Raw genomic sequence first — 18,854 nt, 5'->3', positions numbered from 1 at the left:
GTGGTGGCGGCCGGGGTGCGGCTACCATGACCGGCACAAGGACGGACGGCGTAAGGGAGCCGTCCCCTGGGGCGGCGCCCGGTGCGATTCCGGGGCGAGGAGGACGGGCCATGGTGCAGAAGGCCAAGATCCTCTTGGTCGATGACCGGCCGGAGAATCTGCTGGCGCTGGAGGCCATCCTCTCTGCGCTCGATCAGACACTGGTACGGGCATCGTCAGGGGAGGAAGCGCTCAAAGCGCTGCTCACGGACGACTTCGCGGTGATCCTGCTGGACGTCCAGATGCCGGGCATGGACGGTTTCGAGACCGCCGCGCACATCAAGCGACGGGAGCGGACCCGGGACATCCCGATCATCTTCCTCACCGCGATCAACCACGGCCCGCACCACACCTTCCGGGGCTATGCGGCCGGCGCGGTGGACTACATCTCGAAGCCGTTCGACCCCTGGGTGCTGCGCGCCAAGGTCTCGGTCTTCGTCGAGCTGTACATGAAGAACTGCCAGTTGCGTGAGCAGGCGGCGCTGCTGCGCCTCCAGCTGGAGGGCGGCGGGCACGTGGGCGCGAACCACGAGAAGGAGCCCGCCGGACTGCTCGCCGAGCTCTCCGCCCGGCTCGCGGCGGTCGAGGAGCAGGCCGAGGCCCTCTCCAAGCAGCTCGACGACGAGTCGGCGGACGCCGGAGCCGTGGCCACCGCCGCTCACCTCGAACGGAAGCTGACCGGCCTGCGCCGGGCGCTCGACGCGCTGGAACCCGGCACCGGTGGCGGACCCGCCGCCCTCTCCTCGTAACGCGTCGGCCGGCCGCACCGCTCCTCGCCGCCGGGCCCCTTCGGGCCGGTGGGCGTCAACTGAGCGGGAACCGCGGTCGTTCGGCGGCCGCGGCCGGTCCGGGGATTCCCCGGCCGGTCGGCGTTCCGCCTCCGGGGGCCGGTGAGGGCGCGTCAGTTCGCGGCCCCTGAAAGGCGACACGGTCGGGTGAACCGGCCCGTGCACGTGTTCACTGCCGCAGACACCGGTAACCTCAGCCCCATGGCCTCACGTACGTCCGGCAAGGGTTCCCAGGGCACGGCGGGCACCGCGAAGCGCGCCGGCCGTGCCCCGGGACCGGCGAAGAAAGCGGCGCCCGCCAAGAAGACCGCCGCGAAGAAGACCGCGCCCGCCAGGAAGGCGCCCGCCAAGAAGGCGGTGGCCAGGAAGGCCGCACCGCCCAAGGCGGCGCCGTCGCCCACCGGCGGGGTGTACCGCCTGGTGCGCGCCGTCTGGCTCGGAGCGGCGCACGCGGTCGGCGCGCTGTTCCGCGGCATAGGGCGCGGCGCCAAGGGCCTCGACCCCGCTCACCGCAAGGACGGCGTGGCGCTGCTGCTGCTCGGCCTCGCGCTGATCGTCGCCGCCGGCACCTGGTCGAATCTGCGCGGGCCGGTCGGCGACCTCGTCGAGATGCTCGTCACCGGAGCCTTCGGCCGGCTCGACCTCCTCGTACCGATACTGCTGGGCTCGGTCGCCGTACGGCTGATCCTGTATCCGGAGAAGCCCGAGGCCAACGGCCGGATCGTCATCGGGCTCTCCGCACTGGTCATCGGGGTGCTCGGCCAGGTCCACATCGCGTGCGGATCCCCGGGACGCGAGGACGGCACCGAGGCCATGCAGGACGCGGGCGGGCTCATCGGCTGGGCCGCCTCCAAGCCGCTGATCTTCACGATGGGCGAGGTGCTCGCCGTACCGCTGCTCCTGCTCCTGACCGTCTTCGGGCTGCTGGTCGTGACGGCGACCCCGGTGAACGCCATTCCGCAGCGGCTGCGTCTGCTCGGTTCCAGGCTCGGCATCATCGAGCCGGTCCACGACCCGGAGGCGTTCGACGACGACGACGAGCGATACGACGAGCAGTGGCGTGAATCGCTGCCCGCCCGTTCCCGACGCTCCTCCGTCCGCGGCTCCGGGGCGTCGGAGGAGTACAACCCCGAGCCGGCGGAGAGCGACGCGCTCTCCCGTCGCCGCAGGCCGCGCAGGCCGTCCGTGCAGCCGGCGATGAACCGCACCATGGACGCCGTCGACGTCGCGGCCGCGGCGGCCGCCGCGCTCGACGGAGCCGTGCTCAACGGCATGCCGCCCTCGCCGGTGGTCGCCGATCTCACCCAAGGCGTCTCGGCCGACCGCGAGCGCGCGGGCACCCCGGTGCCCGGCGCCAGGGAGGCGGAGCCGGCGCGGAGGCCGGGGGAGCGTGCTCCGGCACCTTCCGGGGGCGTGCCCGACCTCACCAAGCCGGTCCCCGAGCGGCCGCCGTCGCAGCCCCTGCCGCCGCGCGCCGAGCAGCTGCAGCTCGCCGGTGACATCACCTACTCGCTGCCCTCGCTCGACCTGCTGGAGCGCGGCGGCCCCGGCAAGACCCGCAGCGCCGCCAACGACGCGATCGTCGCGTCCCTGACCAACGTCTTCACCGAGTTCAAGGTCGACGCGGCCGTCACCGGCTTCACCCGCGGCCCCACGGTGACGCGGTACGAGGTGGAGCTCGGACCGGCCGTGAAGGTGGAGCGGATCACGGCGCTCGCCAAGAACATCGCGTACGCCGTCGCCAGCCCCGACGTCCGGATCATCTCCCCGATCCCCGGGAAGTCCGCCGTCGGCATCGAGATTCCCAACTCCGACCGGGAGATGGTCAACCTCGGCGACGTGCTGCGCCTCGCGGACGCGGCGGAGGACGACCACCCGATGCTGGTCGCGCTCGGCAAGAACGTCGAGGGCGGCTACGAGATGGCCAACCTTGCGAAGATGCCGCACGTCCTGGTGGCCGGTGCGACCGGCTCCGGAAAGTCCTCGTGCATCAACTGCCTGATCACCTCGGTGATGATAAGGGCGACCCCGGAGGACGTCCGGATGGTGCTGGTCGACCCCAAGCGCGTGGAGCTGACCGCGTACGAGGGCATCCCGCACCTGATCACGCCGATCATCACCAATCCCAAGAAGGCCGCCGAGGCCCTTCAGTGGGTGGTGCGCGAGATGGACCTGCGCTACGACGACCTCGCCGCGTTCGGATACCGCCACATCGACGACTTCAACCACGCCGTGCGCACCGGGAAGCTCAAGACGCCGGAGGGCAGCGAGCGGGAGCTGTCGCCGTACCCGTACCTGCTGGTGATCGTCGACGAGCTCGCCGACCTCATGATGGTGGCCCCCCGGGACGTCGAGGACTCGATCGTCCGCATCACCCAGCTGGCCCGCGCCGCCGGCATCCATCTGGTGCTCGCCACCCAGCGCCCCTCGGTGGACGTCGTCACCGGTCTGATCAAGGCGAACGTGCCCTCCCGGCTCGCCTTCGCGACCTCGTCGCTGGCCGACAGCCGCGTCATCCTCGACCAGCCCGGAGCCGAAAAGCTCATCGGAAAGGGTGACGGGCTGTTCCTGCCGATGGGGGCCAACAAGCCGACCCGTATGCAGGGCGCGTTCGTCACCGAGGACGAGGTCGCGGCGGTCGTCCAGCACTGCAAGGACCAGATGGCGCCCGTCTTCCGCGACGACGTGGTGGTCGGGACGAAGCAGAAGAAGGAGATCGACGAGGACATCGGCGACGACCTCGATCTGCTCTGCCAGGCCGCTGAGCTGGTCGTCTCCACCCAGTTCGGGTCCACCTCGATGCTCCAGCGCAAGCTGCGCGTGGGGTTCGCGAAGGCCGGCCGGCTGATGGACCTGATGGAGTCGCGGAACATCGTCGGCCCCAGCGAGGGCTCCAAGGCCCGCGACGTCATGGTGAAACCGGACGAACTCGACGGCGTTCTGGCACTGATCCGGGGGGAAACCGGTTCGTGAGGATTTCGCGGGCAACCGTTTCGCCGGGTCGTACGTCAAGTTGAAGGGAGGGAAAGCAGGATGTTCCTCCCCGGGGCCGTCCGGTGGATCCGACTCTGTTCGAATCTGATGGCGTACAAAGTCCTCCCTCCCGGTTGCCCCACCCTTTCGTACCCCCCCTAGACTGAACACCCAGCAGGTGGCTCACGCTCGAAAGGCGCCCCCGTGTCCATCGGCAACTCCCCCGAAGACGACCGGCCTTCGATCGGTCGAGTGCTTCAGCAGGCTCGTATCGCCGCAGGTCTCACGGTCGAAGAGGTCAGCACGTCCACCCGGGTGCGCATCCCCATCGTGCACGCGATCGAGGAGGACGACTTCTCCCGCTGCGGCGGCGACGTGTACGCCCGCGGCCATATCCGAACGCTCGCACGTGCCGTAGGCACCGATCCCGAGCCGCTGGTCTCGCAGTACGACACCGAGCACGGCGGCCGTCCCTCACCCACGGCGGCGGCACCGCTGTTCGAAGCCGAGCGGATCCGTTCCGAACCCCGGCGGCCCAACTGGACCGCGGCCATGGTCGCGGCCATCGTGGCCGTCATCGGGTTCGTCGGCTTCACCTTCTTCCAGGGCGGTGACGAGCCGTCCACCGCCGGCCAGGTCGCCGAAGGCCCTACATCCGACAAGATCACGCCCAAACCCGCGTCCAGCAAGCCCGTCGATCCCAAGCCGGCCCCCTCGGACAGCGCCATCGCGGCTGCGCCCCAGGACAAGGTGACGGTCAAGCTCAGCGCGAGCCAGGGCAAGAGCTGGATCTCCGCCAAGGACCACAACGGCCGGTCCCTCTTCGACGGAACCCTCCAGCAGGGCGAGACGAAGACGTTCCAGGACAAGGAGCGCGTCGACCTCGTTCTCGGGAACGCCGGGTCGATCGAACTCTTCGTCAACGGCAAGAAGGTCGAGGACCAGTTCCAGCCCGGACAGGTCGAGCGGCTCTCCTACACCAAGGGCGACCCCGAGGTCGGCTGACCCCGGGACCGCGCAGTTCAGCAGTTCAGCAGTTCAGCAGTTCAGCAGTTCACAGGGCGGAGAGCGCCCGGCCACCGTGCCGGGCGCTCTCCGTCTTTGCCGCTCCCGGAGGCTCACCGTTCCCCGTCTCGGTCACTCTGGGTAAGCGGCGAACCCTGCACGGCGGGGCCAGTGCCGGGACAAAGTAGTCTTGAGCCCATGCCCGAACGCCGTACCGTCGCCCTTGTCACTCTTGGCTGCGCCCGTAACGAGGTGGACTCGGAGGAGCTCGCAGGCCGCTTGGCAGCGGACGGCTGGGAGCTCGTCGAGGATGCCTCCGATGCCGATGTCGCCGTGGTCAACACCTGTGGATTCGTCGAGGCCGCCAAGAAGGACTCCGTCGATGCCCTGCTCGAAGCCAATGATCTGAAGGACCACGGCCGGACCCAGGCCGTCGTCGCCGTCGGCTGCATGGCCGAGCGCTACGGCAAGGACCTCGCCGAGGCCCTGCCGGAGGCCGACGGAGTCCTCGGATTCGACGACTACGCAGACATCTCCGACCGCCTCCAGACCATCCTCAACGGTGGCATCCACGCCTCCCACACCCCGCGCGACCGCCGCAAGCTGCTGCCCATCAGCCCCGCCGAGCGCCAGGACGCCGCCGTGGCCCTGCCCGGCCACGCCCAGGAGGCCGTGCCGGCCCCCGCCGATCTGCCGGACGGAATCGCGCCGGTCTCCGGTCCGCGCGCGCCCCTGCGCCGCCGGCTGGGCACCAGCCCCGTCGCCTCCGTCAAGCTCGCCTCGGGCTGCGACCGCCGCTGCTCCTTCTGCGCCATCCCGTCCTTCCGCGGCTCCTTCATCTCGCGGCGTCCCTCGGACGTCCTGGGCGAGACGCGCTGGCTGGCCGAGCAGGGTGTGAAGGAAATCATGCTGGTCTCCGAGAACAACACCTCGTACGGCAAGGACCTCGGCGACATCCGCCTCCTGGAGACACTCCTTCCGGAGCTCGCGGACGTCGAGGGGATCGAACGCATCCGGGTCAGCTACCTCCAGCCCGCCGAGATGCGGCCCGGCCTCATCGACGTACTGACCTCGACCCCGAAGGTCGCGCCCTACTTCGACCTGTCGTTCCAGCACTCGGCCCCCGGCGTGCTGCGCGCGATGCGGCGCTTCGGTGACACCGACAGCTTCCTGGAGCTCCTGCACACCATCCGGAGCAAGGCGCCGCAGGCCGGTGCGCGCTCCAACTTCATCGTGGGCTTCCCCGGCGAGACCGAGGCGGACCTGGCGGAGCTGGAACGGTTCCTCACCGGCGCGCGCCTCGACGCCATCGGCGTCTTCGGCTACTCCGACGAGGACGGCACCGAGGCGGTCGGCTACGAGAACAAGCTGGACGCCGACACGATCGCCGAGCGGCTGGCGCACATCTCGCAGCTGGCCGAGGAGCTGACCTCGCAGCGGGCCGAAGAGCGGATCGGCGAGTCGCTCCAGGTGCTGGTCGAGTCCGTCGAGCCCACCGAGGACGAGTCGCGCGCCGTGGGCAGAGCCGCCCACCAGGCGCCCGAAACGGATGGCCAGGTGCTCTTCACGGCACGCGAAGGACTTGTCCCCGGCCGTATGGTCGAGGCAAAGGTAGTGGGCACCGAAGGCGTGGACCTGGTGGCCGAGTGCTGTGAACTTGCGGAGGTAGCCAGATGACCGGAGCCCCGGCATCCGCGGCAGGTGGTTCCGGCGCGACGCCGGTCCGCGGCGGGAAGCTGGGCGCGGCGGCCGTCAATCAGGCCAGTCTGTGGAACATCGCCAATCTCCTCACCATGGCGCGGCTGGTGCTGGTCCCCGGCTTCGTCGTGCTGTTGCTGCACAACGGCGGATACGACCCGGCCTGGCGCTCCATCGCCTGGGCCGCGTTCGCCATCGCGATGATCACCGACCTGTTCGACGGGCATCTGGCGCGTACGTACAACCTGGTCACCGACTTCGGGAAGATCGCCGACCCGATCGCCGACAAGGCGATCATGGGAGCCGCGCTGATCTGTCTGTCCTACCTGGGTGATCTGCCCTGGTGGGTCACCGGTGTGATCCTCTTCCGCGAACTCGGCATCACGGTGCTGCGGTTCTGGGTGATCCGGCACGGGGTGATTCCCGCCAGCCGCGGCGGGAAGCTGAAGACCCTGGCCCAGGGGACCGCGGTCGGGATGTACGTCCTGGCGCTGACCGGACCGCTGGCCACGCTGCGCTTCTGGGTGATGGCGGTCGCCGTCGTCCTGACGGTGGTCACCGGCCTGGACTATGTGCGGCAGGCCGTCGTGCTGCGGCGCCAGGGGCTGGCCGCGGAGAAGGCGTCCGAGGCTGCCCAGGTGCCGACGGGGGCGTCAGAGGTGGCGTCCGTGGCTCAGGAGGCCGCTGTGGCTCCTGAGGAGGCCGTCGTGGCCCAGGAGGCTGACGGGGCTGCCGAGACCGCTGACACCGCCTCCGAGGGGCTCAGGGACCCGGCTCGGGTGTCCGGGCCCCGCGGGGGCACGGAGGCGGAGCGGTGACCGCCGCGGCCCGGGTGCTGCGGCTGCTCGTCGGGCGGGGGGAGACCCTCGCCGTCGCCGAGTCCCTGACGGGCGGCCTGGTCGCGGCCGAGCTGACGTCCGTACCCGGTGCCTCGCAGGCTTTCCGAGGCTCCGTGACGGCTTACGCGACCCCCCTCAAGAGTGAAGTCCTGGGAGTGGACGCGGCGCTTCTGGCGGCGCGAGGGGCAGTGGACGCCGAGGTCGCGCGCCAGATGGCGGCAGGCGTGCGCCGGGCGCTCGGCGCAGACTGGGGAGTGGCGACCACGGGCGTCGCCGGCCCTGAACCACAGGACGGCCAACCGGTCGGAACGGTCTTCGTCGCAGTCTGCGGCCCCTGTGACGCCGCGAAAGTGACCGCGTTGCGGTTGAACGGCGGACGGGCGGACATCCGTAGAGAGAGCGTACGGAGCGTGCTCGAACTGCTCTCCGGCGAACTCGGCGGGTACGCGAGCGCACAGGATACGGAACAGCACGGGGGGAATTGATGTTTGCAGCCCTGAGTGAACACGACATCGCTCCCCGCACGGCCGCAGCGCTAGGCGGTACGGTGGGGCGTGAAGGATGCGGCTACGCGGTCCGAGGAGGGAGCCACCGATGATTCTGCTCCGTCGCCTGCTTGGTGACGTGCTGCGTCGGCAGCGCCAGCGCCAAGGCCGTACTCTGCGCGAAGTCTCCTCGTCCGCCCGAGTTTCGCTCGGCTATCTCTCCGAGGTGGAGCGGGGGCAGAAGGAGGCATCCTCCGAACTGCTCTCCGCCATTTGCGACGCGCTTGATGTACGGATGTCCGAGCTCATGCGTGAAGTGAGCGATGAGCTGTCCCTGGCCGAACTGGCCGAGTCGGCAGCAGCCAGCGATCCGGTACCTGTACCGGTGCGCCCCATGCTGAATTCCGTCTCCGTTTCCTCGGTGGCGGGTGTGCCGACGGGGCGGGTGACCATCAAGGCGCCTGCGGAAGCGGTGGATGTCGTCGCCGCCTGATCCGCTCGGTTCGGTGTGAAGCAGAAGCCCCGGTCCGCCCCTGAAGGGGCGGACCGGGGCTTCTGTGCGTCCGCGGGCTGTGCGGCGGGCGTGTCACCGGACGGTCCATCGGCCCCGAAGTGATGCGGGCGAAGGCCGGTGGGGTGTCGACGCGCTCTCAGCGGGCAGGCGCATGGACGAGAGCGGGGAACGATCTCTTCGGAGACTCCCCCCAGATGACCGTTTTGCTTCGTTTGTGCCATCGTGGTTGGTGCTGAACGGAACGGATACCAGATCGGAGATGTGATGTCTGTCGTGAAGAGCCCGCTGTCCGAGGCTGACCTCAAGTCCGTGGGCGGTGCCCTCCAGGGCGCCCTGGTGGACCTCGTCGACCTCTCTCTGGTGGCCAAGCAGGTCCACTGGAACGTGGTGGGGCCTCGCTTCAGGTCCGTGCATCTTCAGCTCGACGAGGTCGTCGACACCGCCCGCCAGCACTCCGACACGGTGGCCGAGCGGGCGTCCGCGCTGGGCGTCAATCCGGACGGCCGGTCGGGGACGATCGCGAGGACCACGGCCATCGACTCCGTACCCGAGGGCTGGGTCAAGGACGTCGATGCCGTACGGACCCTGGTCGACGCACTGGGGATCGTGATCGGCCGGATGCGCGAGCGGATCGAGGTGACGGGCGACCCCGACCCCGTCAGCCAGGACATCCTCATCACGCTGACCGCCGACCTCGAGAAGCACGCGTGGATGTTCCAGGCGGAGAGTGCCTGAGCGGGCTCTCCCGCCCGGCAGGGTCCCCACCCCGCCGGGCCCCCTTTCCACCGGCCGTCCGAAACCGGGCAGAGGCCGGACCGCACGACGCGAGGAGTTGTGATGGCTGACGACAGCGCCAAGGACAAGGTCGCAGGCAAGGCCAAGGAAGCCATGGGCAAGATGACCGGCAACCGGCGCATGGAGTCCGAGGGCAAGGCGGACCAGGCGAAGGGCAAGGCCAAGGGCGCCGTGGGTGACGCCCGGGACCGCGCCCAGGGCGCCAAGGACTCCTTGACCCGCGACGACAAGGACTGAACGGCGGTCGGAGGAGCCCCCACCGGAAGCGGTGGGGGCTCCTCCCTGGAAGCGGTGGAATTCCTCTCCGCATGCCCGCTGCCGCGGGGTACGCCCTCCGGTGGCATGGAGTGTCGGTGAACTGAGCGTCGGCGGCTCCGGGGGGACGGCGTGCGCCTGCGTTTGTGTGCGCCGGTACTGCGCCGGTGCGCTCTCCCGCCGGCTGGGCGGGCAGGGCTAGCGTCTGCCGTTCGGATCGGGACGGTCGGGCCCTGCGCACCTGGCATGTTCCGAACGACAAGCCCCCGGGTTCGGCCGAAGGAGGCAGCCATGGTGCGGCGATGGGTGCCGGTGCTGACGCTGATGCTCGGTGGTGTGTGGTGGTGGGCGGTGCTGCGGCTGGTGCTGGAGCCGGCGCACGCGGGGCCGGTCGAGGGGGTGGTGGCGGCGGGTGGATGGGGTCTCAGCCTCCTGCCCGTCCATGTGGCCGAGACCGGCCGGCCGACGGGGATATTCGACGCCGGGACCGGCCTGCTCCGGCGGTGCGCCGAGGGCGTGCGCGACGCGGGGCGGGCCTGGTGGTCGCTGATATCCGGCTCACTCATATCCGGCTCCTCGATGCCTGGCTCTTCGATGCCTGGCTCGTCCATATCCGGCTCGTCCATACCCGGCCTGCCGAGGTCCCGGTCGCGGGAGTGTGAGGCCGGGCGTTCCCGGAGTTCCCGGTGGTGCTGGGGTTCCCGGTGGTCCTGGGGTTCCCGAGGTACCTGGCGTTCCTGGGGTTCCTGGCGGGTGTCATCCCGGGACACGGGTGAGGGGTCGTGGTCCGTCGGCCGTATCAGAAGTGCGTGGCGGGCTACCAGGGCATGGCGACGCCGCCGTTCGGGCGGAGGATCTGGCCGGTCATGAAGGCCGACGCGTCCGACGCCAGATGCAGGACCGTGTGGGCGACGTCAGCGGGCTCACCGACCCTGCCCAGGGGCGCGATGCGGGCCATCGTGGCCTCGGCCCGGTGTTGCTGCTCCGCGTCGTGGCGGGCGGTCATGGGGGTGCGGATCCAGCCGGGAGCGACCGCGTTGACCCGGATGCCGTGCGGCCCCAGCTCGGTCGCCAGCGTCTTGGTCAGCTGCACCACGGCGGCCTTCGCCGCGCTGTAGCAGAGCAGACCAGGGCTCGCGGAGTCGACCGCGCCCGAGGCCATCGTGATCAGCGAGCCCGAAGCGCTGCGCGCGACCATGGCTTGGGCCACTTCCTGGCAGGCGTACAGAACCCCCTTGAAGTTGACCGAGAGCACGCGGTCGAGGTCCTCGTCCGTCGTCTGCAGGACGCTGCTCGTATGCATGATTCCGGCGACGGCGGCCAGGATGTCCAGATCGTCGGCGGCTGCGACCGCGGCCCGCACCTGGTTGCGGTCGGTGACATCGAGCGGATGGGTGTGGGCTTCGCCACCCGCGGCGGCGATCAGGCCGTGGGTTTCCAGGAGGCCCTTCTCGTCGAGATCGGCGCAGTGGACGATGGCGCCGGCCTCCGCCAGCAGAACGGCGGAGGCGCGGCCTATGCCGCCGGCGGCGCCGGTGACGAACGCGGTGCGGCCGGTGAGGTCGTACGCGGCGAGAGGCATGACCGGACCGTACGACCGTACCTGACGGGTCGTCAACTATGGTGTGCGGTCGGTTGTTTCCCTACGGGGTGGGGCCGGCCTGGCAGTGCGGGCACCAGTAGGTGGGGCGTGTGTCCTGGTCCGCGACTCGGACCGGGGTCCCGCAGCGCAGGCAGGGGCGGTGAGCCCGGCCGTAGACCCAGAGCTTCTCGCTCGGGCGGCGGGCGCGGGGCGCCGGAGCGGCAGCGGTGCGGGGGCGGGCGCCGATGGTGGTGGTGCGGTCCGGACGGTCGCGGTTGGCTTCCAGCAGCTGCTTGGCCGTGCTGACCAGCAGAACCGCGGTGGGTCCGGGGAGTCGGCCGATGGGGAGCCAGGGGGTGGCCCGGGCCAGAAAGCAGAGCTCGCACTTGTAGACGTTCCCGATGCCGGCCAGGTTGCGCTGATCGAGGAGCGCCTCGCCGAGAGGGCGGTCGGGGTCTGCCAGGAGGCGGTGCAGCGCGGTGTCGGCGTTCCAGTCCGGGCCCAGCAGGTCGGGGCCGAGGTGGCCGACCGCCTTCTCCTCGTCCCTCGTACGCAGGAGTTCCAGAACGGGGAGGCGGTAACCGACGGCGGTGTGCGCGGCGTTCGCCAGGATGGCGCGGATCTGGTGGGTCGGTCCGCCCCGCCAGCGTTCATCGGGGGCGTAGATGCGCCAGGCGCCGTCCATGCGCAGATGGCTGTGAAGGGTGAGACCGCCTTCGATACGGGTCAGCAGGTGCTTTCCGCGAGCGGTGACGTCGAGAACGGTCCGGCCGGTGAGATCGGCGGTGGCGAAACGTGGGACGCGCAGATCGGACCGGGTGAGGACCTGACCGGCCAGCGCGCTGTGCAGACGCTTCGCGGTCTGCAGGACGGTGTCTCCTTCGGGCATACGTCCATGATGCGGCGGGACGGATGGTGGCGGTGCGCCCGGGGAGCCTGTCGTCGGTGGGTCGGCTGGTCGGCTGGTCGGTGGGTCGGTGGGTCGGTGGGTCGGGCGGCAGGGGACAGGGGACAGGGGGCAGGGGGCAATGAGTCGGTCGGTCGGTGGGAACAGGTGGCGGGCGGCCCCCCGGGGGCTCAGGCGCGCAGGCGCAGGCCCCTCGGGGTGGCGAGGAAGCCGGCGGATTCCAAGGTGCGGCCGAGGGGTGAGGTCAGGGACGAGGCCCCGTTGGTGCGCTCCACCGTGACCGTGCCGAGCGCTCCGGCGCGGGCGGCGGCGGCCAGGGCTGCTGCGGCCGCGTGGAGCGCGGGGTCGTCCGGTTCGGTCGGCCAGGCCAGCAGCGTCTTGCCGCCGCGCTCCATGTACAGCGTCAGTTCGCCGTCGACCAGGACCACCAGGGAACCCGCTTTGCGGCCGGGCTTGTGACCGGCCCCGGCCGGCGGCTCGGGCCACGGCAGCGCCGCTCCGTAGGCGTTCGCGGGATCGGCCGCGGCCAGGACCAGCGCGCGGGGCTCCGCGCCCGGTTCCCTGCGGTCGAGGGCGGTCGACGCCGCGCGGACCCGGTCGACCGCTCCGTCCATGGCGAACTGCGCCGCCCCCAGTCCCTCCACGACATAACCGCGGCGCGCCTGCCCGTTGTCCTCGAAGGCCGACAGCACGCGGTACGCGGCGGAGAAGCCGCCCTCGACCCCCTCGGCCTGGACCGCGCCGCGCGTCACCACGCCGTGCCGGTCCAGAAGGGTGCGGGCCAGGGCGTGGGCCCGGTGCGTCGGTTCCGGTTCGGGGGGCGGCAGCAGGGACCAGCGGCCGGAGACCGTGGGCGGACCGGTGCGCGAGACAGGGCGGGCCGAGGCCGTCAGTGAGCCGTACCGGCCTCGCGGAACGTTGCGTTTGGCGCGGTGCGCCGTCGATCCGGCCGTACGTCCGGAGCCGAGGAGCGCACGCAGCGGGGCGAGGGTGTCGTTGGTGAGCCGGCCCGACCAGGCGAGGTCCCACAGGGCGTCGGCGAGGTGGGGATCGGTGGCGTCCGGGTGCGTGGTGGCGCGGACCTGATCGGCGATCTGGCGGAAGAAGAGACCGTATCCACCGCTGAGCGCAGTCAGTACGGACTCGTGCAGCGCGCTGAGTTCGAGCGGACGCGGGGGAGGCAGGAGCAGCGGTGCGCTGTCGGCCGGATAGAGGCAGAGCCAGCCGTCCTTGCCGGGCAGGGCGCCCGCACCGGCCCACACGATCTCGCCCGTGGTGGTGAGTTCGTCCAGGAGGGCGGGGGAGTAGCCGCTGACCCGGCTGGGAAGGATGAGCTTCTCCAGCGCCGAGGCGGGGACGGGCGCCCCCTGCAACTGCTCGACGGCGCGCGCCAGTCCGTCGATTCCGCGCAGGCTGTGGTCGCCGACATGCTGCCACCGGGGGAGGAACCCCGCCAGGGCGGCGGGGGGCACGGGCTCCAGCTCATGGCGGAGCGCGGCGAGGGAGCGGCGGCGCAGCCGCCGCAGGACGGTGGCGTCGCACCACTCCTGGCCGATGCCGGCGGGGTGGAACTCGCCCTGGACGATCCGGCCGGAGGCCGCGAGCCGTTGCAGCGCGCCGTCGGTGACGGCGGTGCCGAGGCCGAAGCGGGCGGCCGCCGCGGTCGAGGTGAACGGGCCGTGCGTGCGGGCGTATCGGGCGAGGAGGTCGCCCAGCGGGTCCTTGACCGGTTCGGTGAACGCCTCGGGAACACCGACCGGGAGCGCCGTGCCCAGGGCGTCGCGCAGCCGGCCCGCGTCCTCGACGGCCGCCCAGTGGTCGCTGCCGCCGATCCGGACGCGGATGGCCCGGCGGGCCGTCGCCAGCTCCTGCGCCCACGGGGATTCGGCCCCGCGTTCGGCCAGCTCCGCGTCGGTGAGCGGGCCGAGGACCCGCAGCAGATCGGCGACCCCTTCGACGTCCTTGATCCGGCGGTCCTCGGTCAGCCACTGGAGCTCCTGCTCCAGTTCGGTCAGCACCTCTGCGTCGAGCAGCTCGCGCAGCTCGGCGCGGCCCAGCAGTTCGGCCAGGAGGTGGGAGTCGAGGGAGAGCGCGGCGGCCCGTCGCTCGGCCAGGGGCGAGTCGCCCTCGTACAGGAACTGTGCGACGTATCCGAACAGGAGCGAGCGGGCGAACGGGGACGGTTCCTGGGTCGTCACCTCGACCAGCCGGATCCGGCGGGCTTCGAGGTCGCCCATCACCTCGGTGAGCCCGGGGACGTCGAAGACGTCCTGGAGGCATTCGCGGACCGCTTCGAGGACGATGGGGAACGAGCCGAACTCGGAGGCGACCTGAAGGAGCTGCGAGGCCCGCTGACGCTGTTGCCACAGGGGGGTGCGCTTGCCGGGGCTGCGGCGCGGCAGCAGCAGTGCGCGGGCCGCGCACTCGCGGAACCGTGAGGCGAACAGGGCGGAGCCGCCCACCTGGTCCGTGACGATCTGCGCGATCTCGCCCTGGTCGAAGGCGACATCGGCCGCGCCGACCGGGGGCTGATCGCTGTCGAGAGCGGTGTTGGCCGGGAGCGGCGCCGCGCCGGCGTCCTGCGCCGTGTCCTGTGCGGGGTCGAAGTCGAAGAGGTCCAGGCCCATCATGTCGGCGTCCGGGAGCCTCAGCACGATGCCGTCGTCGGCGTGCATGACCTGGGCGTCCATGCCGTACCGCTCGGCGAGGCGGGCACTGAGGGCGAGCGCCCACGGGGCGTGCACCTGGGCTCCGAACGGGGAGTGAACGACGACGCGCCAGTCGCCCAGCTCGTCGCGGAAGCGCTCGACGAGGATGGTCCGGTCGTCCGGCACATGACCGCAGGCCCGGCGCTGCTCGTCGATGTAGGACAGGACGTTGTCCACGGCCCAGGTGTCCAGCCCCGCGGCCAGCAGTCGCTGCCGGGCGTCCTGCGGGGACAGCCCGCCGAGCTCGCGCAGGAAGGCTCCCAGCGCACGTCCCAGCTCCAGCGGACGGCCCAGCTGGTCGCCCTTCCAGAACGGCAGCCGTCCGGGGACGCCCGGCGCTGGTGACACCAGGACCCGGTCGCGGGTGATGTCCTCGATCCGCCAGGACGTGGTGCCCAGGGTGAAGACGTCGCCGACCCGGGACTCGTACACCATCTCCTCGTCGAGCTCACCGACCCGGCCGCCGCCCTTCTTGGGGTCGGCGCCCGCCAGGAAGACCCCGAAGAGCCCGCGGTCGGGGATGGTGCCGCCGGAGGTGACGGCGAGTCGCTGGGCGCCGGGCCGGCCCGTGACCGTGCCGGCGATGCGGTCCCAGACGACACGGGGGCGCAGCTCGGCGAAGGCGTCGGACGGATAGCGGCCGGCGAGCATGTCGAGCACGGCGGTGAACGCCGATTCCGGGAGCGAGGCGAAGGGTGCGGCCCGCCGGGTCACCGCCAGCAGGTCGTCCACCTGCCAGCTGTCCAGGGCGACCATCGCGACCAGCTGCTGGGCCAGTACGTCCAGCGGGTTGGACGGGACCCGCAGCGCCTCGATGGACCCCGTGCGCATGCGCTCGGTGACCACGGCGGCCTGCACCAGATCGCCCCGGTACTTCGGGAAGACGACCCCGGTGGAGACCGCGCCCACCTGGTGCCCGGCGCGGCCGACCCGCTGCAGTCCGGAGGCGACCGACGGCGGGGACTCCACCTGGATCACCAGGTCGACCGCCCCCATGTCGATACCGAGCTCCAGGCTGGAGGTGGCGACGACCGCGGGCAGCCGGCCCGCCTTGAGGTCCTCCTCCACCTGGGCGCGCTGTTCCTTCGAGACGGATCCGTGGTGGGCCCGGGCGAGGAGCGGGGGCGCACCCTTCGCCGCCCCGGACTCCGCCATGATCTCGGCGGGGGAGTGGGCATCGGGCATCGTCTCGCCGGTGGCCCGCTCGTACGCGATCTCGTTGAGCCGGTTGCAGAGCCGCTCGGCGAGACGGCGGGAGTTGGCGAAGACGATCGTGGAGCGGTGTGCCTGGACGAGATCGGCGATCCGCTCCTCCACGTGCGGCCAGATGGACGGTTTGTCCGCCTGGCCGGAGTCCTGGTCGGTGGCGGGGGAGGCGCCGAGCTCACCCAGATCCTCGACGGGTACGACCACCGACAGGTCGAACTGTTTCGTGGAGGGCGGCTGGACGATCTCCACCTTCCGCTGGGGCGAGAGGAAACGCGCCACCTCGTCGACCGGGCGGACCGTGGCCGACAGACCGATCCGCCGGGCCGGCCGGGGCAGCAGCTCGTCGAGCCGCTCGAGCGACACGGCGAGATGCGCGCCCCGCTTGGTCCCCGCGACCGCGTGCACCTCGTCGAGGATCACGGTTTCGATCCCGGCCAGTGCTTCCCGCGCCGAGGACGTCAGCATCAGGAAGAGGGACTCGGGCGTGGTGATCAGGATGTCCGGCGGCCGCGTCGCCATCGAGCGGCGTTCGGCGGGCGGGGTGTCGCCGGAGCGGATCCCCACACGGACCTCCGGCTCGGGCAGCCCCAGCCGCACCGACTCCTGGCGGATGCCGGTCAGCGGCGAGCGGAGATTGCGCTCCACGTCGACGGCGAGGGCCTTGAGCGGCGACACGTACAGCACACGGCAGCGCTTCTTCGCCTCGGCGGGCGGCGGGACCGCCGTCAGCTGGTCGAGGGCGGCGAGAAAGGCGGCCAGGGTCTTGCCCGATCCGGTCGGCGCGACGACCAGGACGTCCGACCCCTCACCGATCGCCCGCCAGGCGCCCTCCTGCGCGGCGGTGGGCGCGCTGAAGGCCCCCGTGAACCAACTGCGGGTCGCGGGGGAGAAGGAATCGAGTGCGGAGCCGGTCATGTCCCCATCGTGCACCCCGCCACTGACAACGGCCCCGGAAGCGGCCGCCGCCAGGTCCGCCGCGGCCCGCGGGGCTGCGAGAATCCGGGCATGGCGGGAGCGACGGAACGGGCGGAGTGGGCGAGGCACTGGCAGTACGCGCAGCTGCCCGACCTCGACCTGCTGCGGGCCCGCTACGTCCGGCACACCTTCCCGCGCCACAGCCACGACGGCTATGTCTTCGGCGCCGTCACGCAGGGCGTCGAGGACGTCGAGCTGCCCGGGGGCACCGTCCACGCGGTACCCGGCTCCGTCGTCATGATCAACCCGGAGGTGCCGCACACCGCCAGGGCCGGTGTCCCCGAGGGCTGGGCCTACGCCACGCTGTACCCGTCCGCCCGGGTGATCAACGACATCGCGGCGGAGACGACGCACCTGCGCGGCACCGTCGGCTTCACCGAGACCGGCGTGGCCGATCCCTACGCGGCCCGCCTCATCGGGGAGGTCCACCGCGCGGCGGAGGAGGACAACGCACTGGCCGCGGACAGCGTGCTGCGCGTCCTGGTCACGCGACTGCTCACCCGGCACGGCAGCGCGCTGCCCACCCGCCCGGTCAGGGCGGCGGGTGCGCGGGACGCTGCGCGCGCCCGTGCCGTACTGGAGAGCAGGATGACCGGGCCGCCCACGCTGGAGGCGCTGGCCGCCGAACTGGGCACCAGCCCGTTCGCCCTGCTCCGGGCCTTCAAGAAGCAGTACGGGATGCCGCCGCACACCTGGCTCACCGACGCCAGGGTCCGCCGTGCGCGGCGGATGCTCGACTCGGGCGTCGCACCCGCGGCGGCAGCCGCCGCGGTCGGCTTCACCGACCAGCCCCACCTCAATCGTCACTTCACCCGGATCGTGGGAGTGCCTCCCGGCGCCTACCGGCGCGAACGCGCAAGAACGTACAAGACCGGCCCCGACCGGCCCCGGTAGCGTGCCGGGCGTGGCAGAACAGACAGCATCCCCCCGGAGCGCGGCCGGCCCGTCCGGCGGCAGCGCGGTCGCCCCCGGGGCCAAGCCGGACGCGGCCGTCGTCCGTGACGCTCTCGGCGTCGGCATAGCCGTCGGACTCTCGGGCTTCGCGTTCGGCGTCACGTCCGCCGGCTCCGGACTGAGCCTGCTGCAGACCTGCGCGCTCAGCCTCCTCGTCTTCACCGGCGCCTCCCAGTTCGCCCTGGTGGGCGCGCTCGCCGCAGGCGGGAATCCCTACACCGCGGCGGCCGGCGCGTTCTTCCTCGGCGTACGCAACTCCTTCTACGGTCTGCGGCTGTCGCAGCTCCTCGCGCTCCCGCGCGCCCTGCGCCCTCTCGCCGCCCAGTGGGTGATCGACGAGACGACCGCCGTGACCCTGGCCCAGCCGACCCGGCGGGCCGCGCGCATCGGCTTCACCGTCACCGGGCTCACCCTCTACGTGCTGTGGAACCTCACCACGCTGGCCGGTGCGCTGGGCGCCGAGGCGCTCGGCGACACCGCCGCCTGGGGGCTGGACGCGGCGGGCCCCGCCGTCTTCCTCGCCCTGCTCGCCCCGATGCTGAAGAACACGACGGAGCGCGTCACCGCCGCGCTCGCCGTCCTGCTCGCCCTCGGGCTGCTGCCGGTCCTGCCCGCTGGGGTGCCGGTACTGCTGTCCGCGCTCGCGGCGCCGGTCGTCCTCTTCCTGACGGGACGCGGCAGGCGGGGCGGGGGCCAGGGCAAGGGCAAGGAGGAGACCCGGCGGCGCGGTACGGAAACGGCGCCCGGCCCGCAGCGGGCCCGGGATGCCGGGGAACCGTGCACCACCACCTCGGAGGACGGCCGATGAACGTGTGGATCGCCCTCGCGCTGACCGCCGTCGGCTGCTACCTCGCCAAACTCCTCGGCCTCCTGGTGCCCGCCGACGTTCTCGAACGGCCCCTGGTGCAACGTCTCGCCGCCCTTGTGCCGGTGGCTCTGCTGGCCGCCCTGACCGCGCAGCAGGCCTTCGGCGACGGGCGGGAGCTGGTACTCGACGCCAGGGGCGCGGGTCTCGCCGCCGCGGCCCTCGCCCTCATCCTGCGCGCTCCCTTCCTCGTCGTCGTGGGTGTGGCCGTGGCCGTCACCGCCGGCGTACGCGCGCTCGGGTAGGACCGTGACGGCAGGCCT

15 protein-coding genes are annotated in these 18,854 nt (G+C 71.8%); 12 read left to right on the top strand and 3 right to left on the bottom strand.

Translation table 11 applies throughout. The features are described 5' to 3' along the window. Positions 1–110 precede the first annotated feature (110 nt). From E6R60_RS19815 to E6R60_RS19775, 9 genes are all read left to right on the top strand, one after another. Positions 111–788 carry a response regulator gene (locus E6R60_RS19815; protein ID WP_136327917.1) on the top strand — a complete coding sequence of 226 codons (678 nt, stop codon included), beginning with the start codon at positions 111–113 and terminating at the stop codon, positions 786–788. A gap of 240 nt (positions 789–1,028) precedes the next feature. After that, entirely contained in the window at positions 1,029–3,800 is a 2,772-nt protein-coding gene (locus E6R60_RS19810; protein WP_136327916.1) for a DNA translocase FtsK, read from the top strand. A 204-nt stretch (positions 3,801–4,004) separates the two neighbouring features. Next, entirely contained in the window at positions 4,005–4,805 is an 801-nt protein-coding gene (locus E6R60_RS19805; RefSeq protein ID WP_136327915.1) for a helix-turn-helix domain-containing protein, read from the top strand. A 198-nt stretch (positions 4,806–5,003) separates the two neighbouring features. After that, complete coding sequence (rimO, locus tag E6R60_RS19800) at positions 5,004–6,482, top strand: 30S ribosomal protein S12 methylthiotransferase RimO (protein WP_136327914.1); 1,479 nt, start codon at positions 5,004–5,006, stop codon at positions 6,480–6,482. Next, entirely contained in the window at positions 6,479–7,321 is an 843-nt protein-coding gene (pgsA, locus tag E6R60_RS19795; protein WP_136327913.1) for a CDP-diacylglycerol--glycerol-3-phosphate 3-phosphatidyltransferase, read from the top strand. Before rimO ends, pgsA begins: the two co-directional genes overlap by 4 nt. Then, complete coding sequence (locus E6R60_RS19790) at positions 7,318–7,827, top strand: nicotinamide-nucleotide amidohydrolase family protein (RefSeq protein WP_136327912.1); 510 nt, start codon at positions 7,318–7,320, stop codon at positions 7,825–7,827. Before pgsA ends, E6R60_RS19790 begins: the two co-directional genes overlap by 4 nt. A 109-nt stretch (positions 7,828–7,936) precedes the next feature. After that, complete coding sequence (locus E6R60_RS19785) at positions 7,937–8,320, top strand: helix-turn-helix transcriptional regulator (RefSeq protein ID WP_069169097.1); 384 nt, start codon at positions 7,937–7,939, stop codon at positions 8,318–8,320. A 285-nt stretch (positions 8,321–8,605) separates the two neighbouring features. Beyond that, positions 8,606–9,076 carry a DNA starvation/stationary phase protection protein gene (locus E6R60_RS19780; protein ID WP_136327911.1) on the top strand — a complete coding sequence of 157 codons (471 nt, stop codon included), beginning with the start codon at positions 8,606–8,608 and terminating at the stop codon, positions 9,074–9,076. Between the two features lie 102 nt (positions 9,077–9,178). Further along, positions 9,179–9,373: a CsbD family protein gene (locus E6R60_RS19775; RefSeq protein ID WP_136327910.1), complete on the top strand. Its 195-nt coding sequence runs from the start codon at positions 9,179–9,181 to the stop codon at positions 9,371–9,373. Positions 9,374–10,208: 835 nt separating this feature from the next. Here the strand turns inward: E6R60_RS19775 and E6R60_RS19765 are convergent. The 3 genes from E6R60_RS19765 to E6R60_RS19755 form a co-directional block, all read right to left on the bottom strand. Further along, positions 10,209–10,973 (bottom strand): SDR family NAD(P)-dependent oxidoreductase, encoded by a 765-nt coding sequence (locus E6R60_RS19765; protein WP_136327909.1) that lies wholly within the window; start codon positions 10,971–10,973, stop codon positions 10,209–10,211. Between the two features lie 61 nt (positions 10,974–11,034). Then, the gene (locus E6R60_RS19760; protein WP_136327908.1) at positions 11,035–11,862 is read right to left on the bottom strand and encodes a DNA-formamidopyrimidine glycosylase family protein; all 828 of its coding nucleotides are present in this window, start codon (positions 11,860–11,862) and stop codon (positions 11,035–11,037) included. A gap of 188 nt (positions 11,863–12,050) precedes the next feature. Next, positions 12,051–16,712, bottom strand: a complete 4,662-nt coding sequence (locus E6R60_RS19755) for a DEAD/DEAH box helicase (RefSeq protein ID WP_136327907.1) — start codon at positions 16,710–16,712, stop codon at positions 12,051–12,053. A 90-nt stretch (positions 16,713–16,802) separates the two neighbouring features. Between E6R60_RS19755 and E6R60_RS19750 the strand changes: the two genes are divergently transcribed. The 3 genes from E6R60_RS19750 to E6R60_RS19740 are packed head-to-tail and all read left to right on the top strand — an operon-like array spanning position 16,803 to position 18,836. Beyond that, entirely contained in the window at positions 16,803–17,666 is an 864-nt protein-coding gene (locus E6R60_RS19750) for an AraC family transcriptional regulator (RefSeq protein ID WP_136327906.1), read from the top strand. A gap of 10 nt (positions 17,667–17,676) precedes the next feature. Further along, positions 17,677–18,534: an AzlC family ABC transporter permease gene (locus E6R60_RS19745; RefSeq protein ID WP_240802626.1), complete on the top strand. Its 858-nt coding sequence runs from the start codon at positions 17,677–17,679 to the stop codon at positions 18,532–18,534. Then, complete coding sequence (locus E6R60_RS19740; RefSeq protein WP_136327905.1) at positions 18,531–18,836, top strand: AzlD domain-containing protein; 306 nt, start codon at positions 18,531–18,533, stop codon at positions 18,834–18,836. The genes E6R60_RS19745 and E6R60_RS19740 overlap by 4 nt, the downstream gene beginning before the upstream one ends. The last annotated feature ends 18 nt before the right edge of the window (positions 18,837–18,854 follow it).

This window comes from Streptomyces sp. A0642 (assembly GCF_004795105.1).
GTDB lineage: Bacteria > Actinomycetota > Actinomycetes > Streptomycetales > Streptomycetaceae > Streptomyces.
The sequence above is the reverse complement of the archived record's forward strand: the minus strand, read 5'-3'. Positions and strand labels throughout refer to the sequence as shown.

What these genes read in the sequence shown, in the direction of transcription:
- E6R60_RS19815 (WP_136327917.1), top strand. Translation starts at nt 111, where the DNA reads ATGGTGCAGAAGGCCAAGATCCTCTTGGTCGATGACCGGCCGGAGAAT.
- E6R60_RS19810 (WP_136327916.1), top strand. Translation starts at nt 1,029, where the DNA reads ATGGCCTCACGTACGTCCGGCAAGGGTTCCCAGGGCACGGCGGGCACC.
- rimO (WP_136327914.1), top strand. Translation starts at nt 5,004, where the DNA reads ATGCCCGAACGCCGTACCGTCGCCCTTGTCACTCTTGGCTGCGCCCGT.
- pgsA (WP_136327913.1), top strand. Translation starts at nt 6,479, where the DNA reads ATGACCGGAGCCCCGGCATCCGCGGCAGGTGGTTCCGGCGCGACGCCG.
- E6R60_RS19785 (WP_069169097.1), top strand. Translation starts at nt 7,937, where the DNA reads ATGATTCTGCTCCGTCGCCTGCTTGGTGACGTGCTGCGTCGGCAGCGC.
- E6R60_RS19780 (WP_136327911.1), top strand. Translation starts at nt 8,606, where the DNA reads ATGTCTGTCGTGAAGAGCCCGCTGTCCGAGGCTGACCTCAAGTCCGTG.
- E6R60_RS19775 (WP_136327910.1), top strand. Translation starts at nt 9,179, where the DNA reads ATGGCTGACGACAGCGCCAAGGACAAGGTCGCAGGCAAGGCCAAGGAA.
- E6R60_RS19765 (WP_136327909.1), bottom strand. Translation starts at nt 10,973, where the DNA reads ATGCCTCTCGCCGCGTACGACCTCACCGGCCGCACCGCGTTCGTCACC.
- E6R60_RS19760 (WP_136327908.1), bottom strand. Translation starts at nt 11,862, where the DNA reads ATGCCCGAAGGAGACACCGTCCTGCAGACCGCGAAGCGTCTGCACAGC.
- E6R60_RS19755 (WP_136327907.1), bottom strand. Translation starts at nt 16,712, where the DNA reads ATGACCGGCTCCGCACTCGATTCCTTCTCCCCCGCGACCCGCAGTTGG.
- E6R60_RS19750 (WP_136327906.1), top strand. Translation starts at nt 16,803, where the DNA reads ATGGCGGGAGCGACGGAACGGGCGGAGTGGGCGAGGCACTGGCAGTAC.
- E6R60_RS19740 (WP_136327905.1), top strand. Translation starts at nt 18,531, where the DNA reads ATGAACGTGTGGATCGCCCTCGCGCTGACCGCCGTCGGCTGCTACCTC.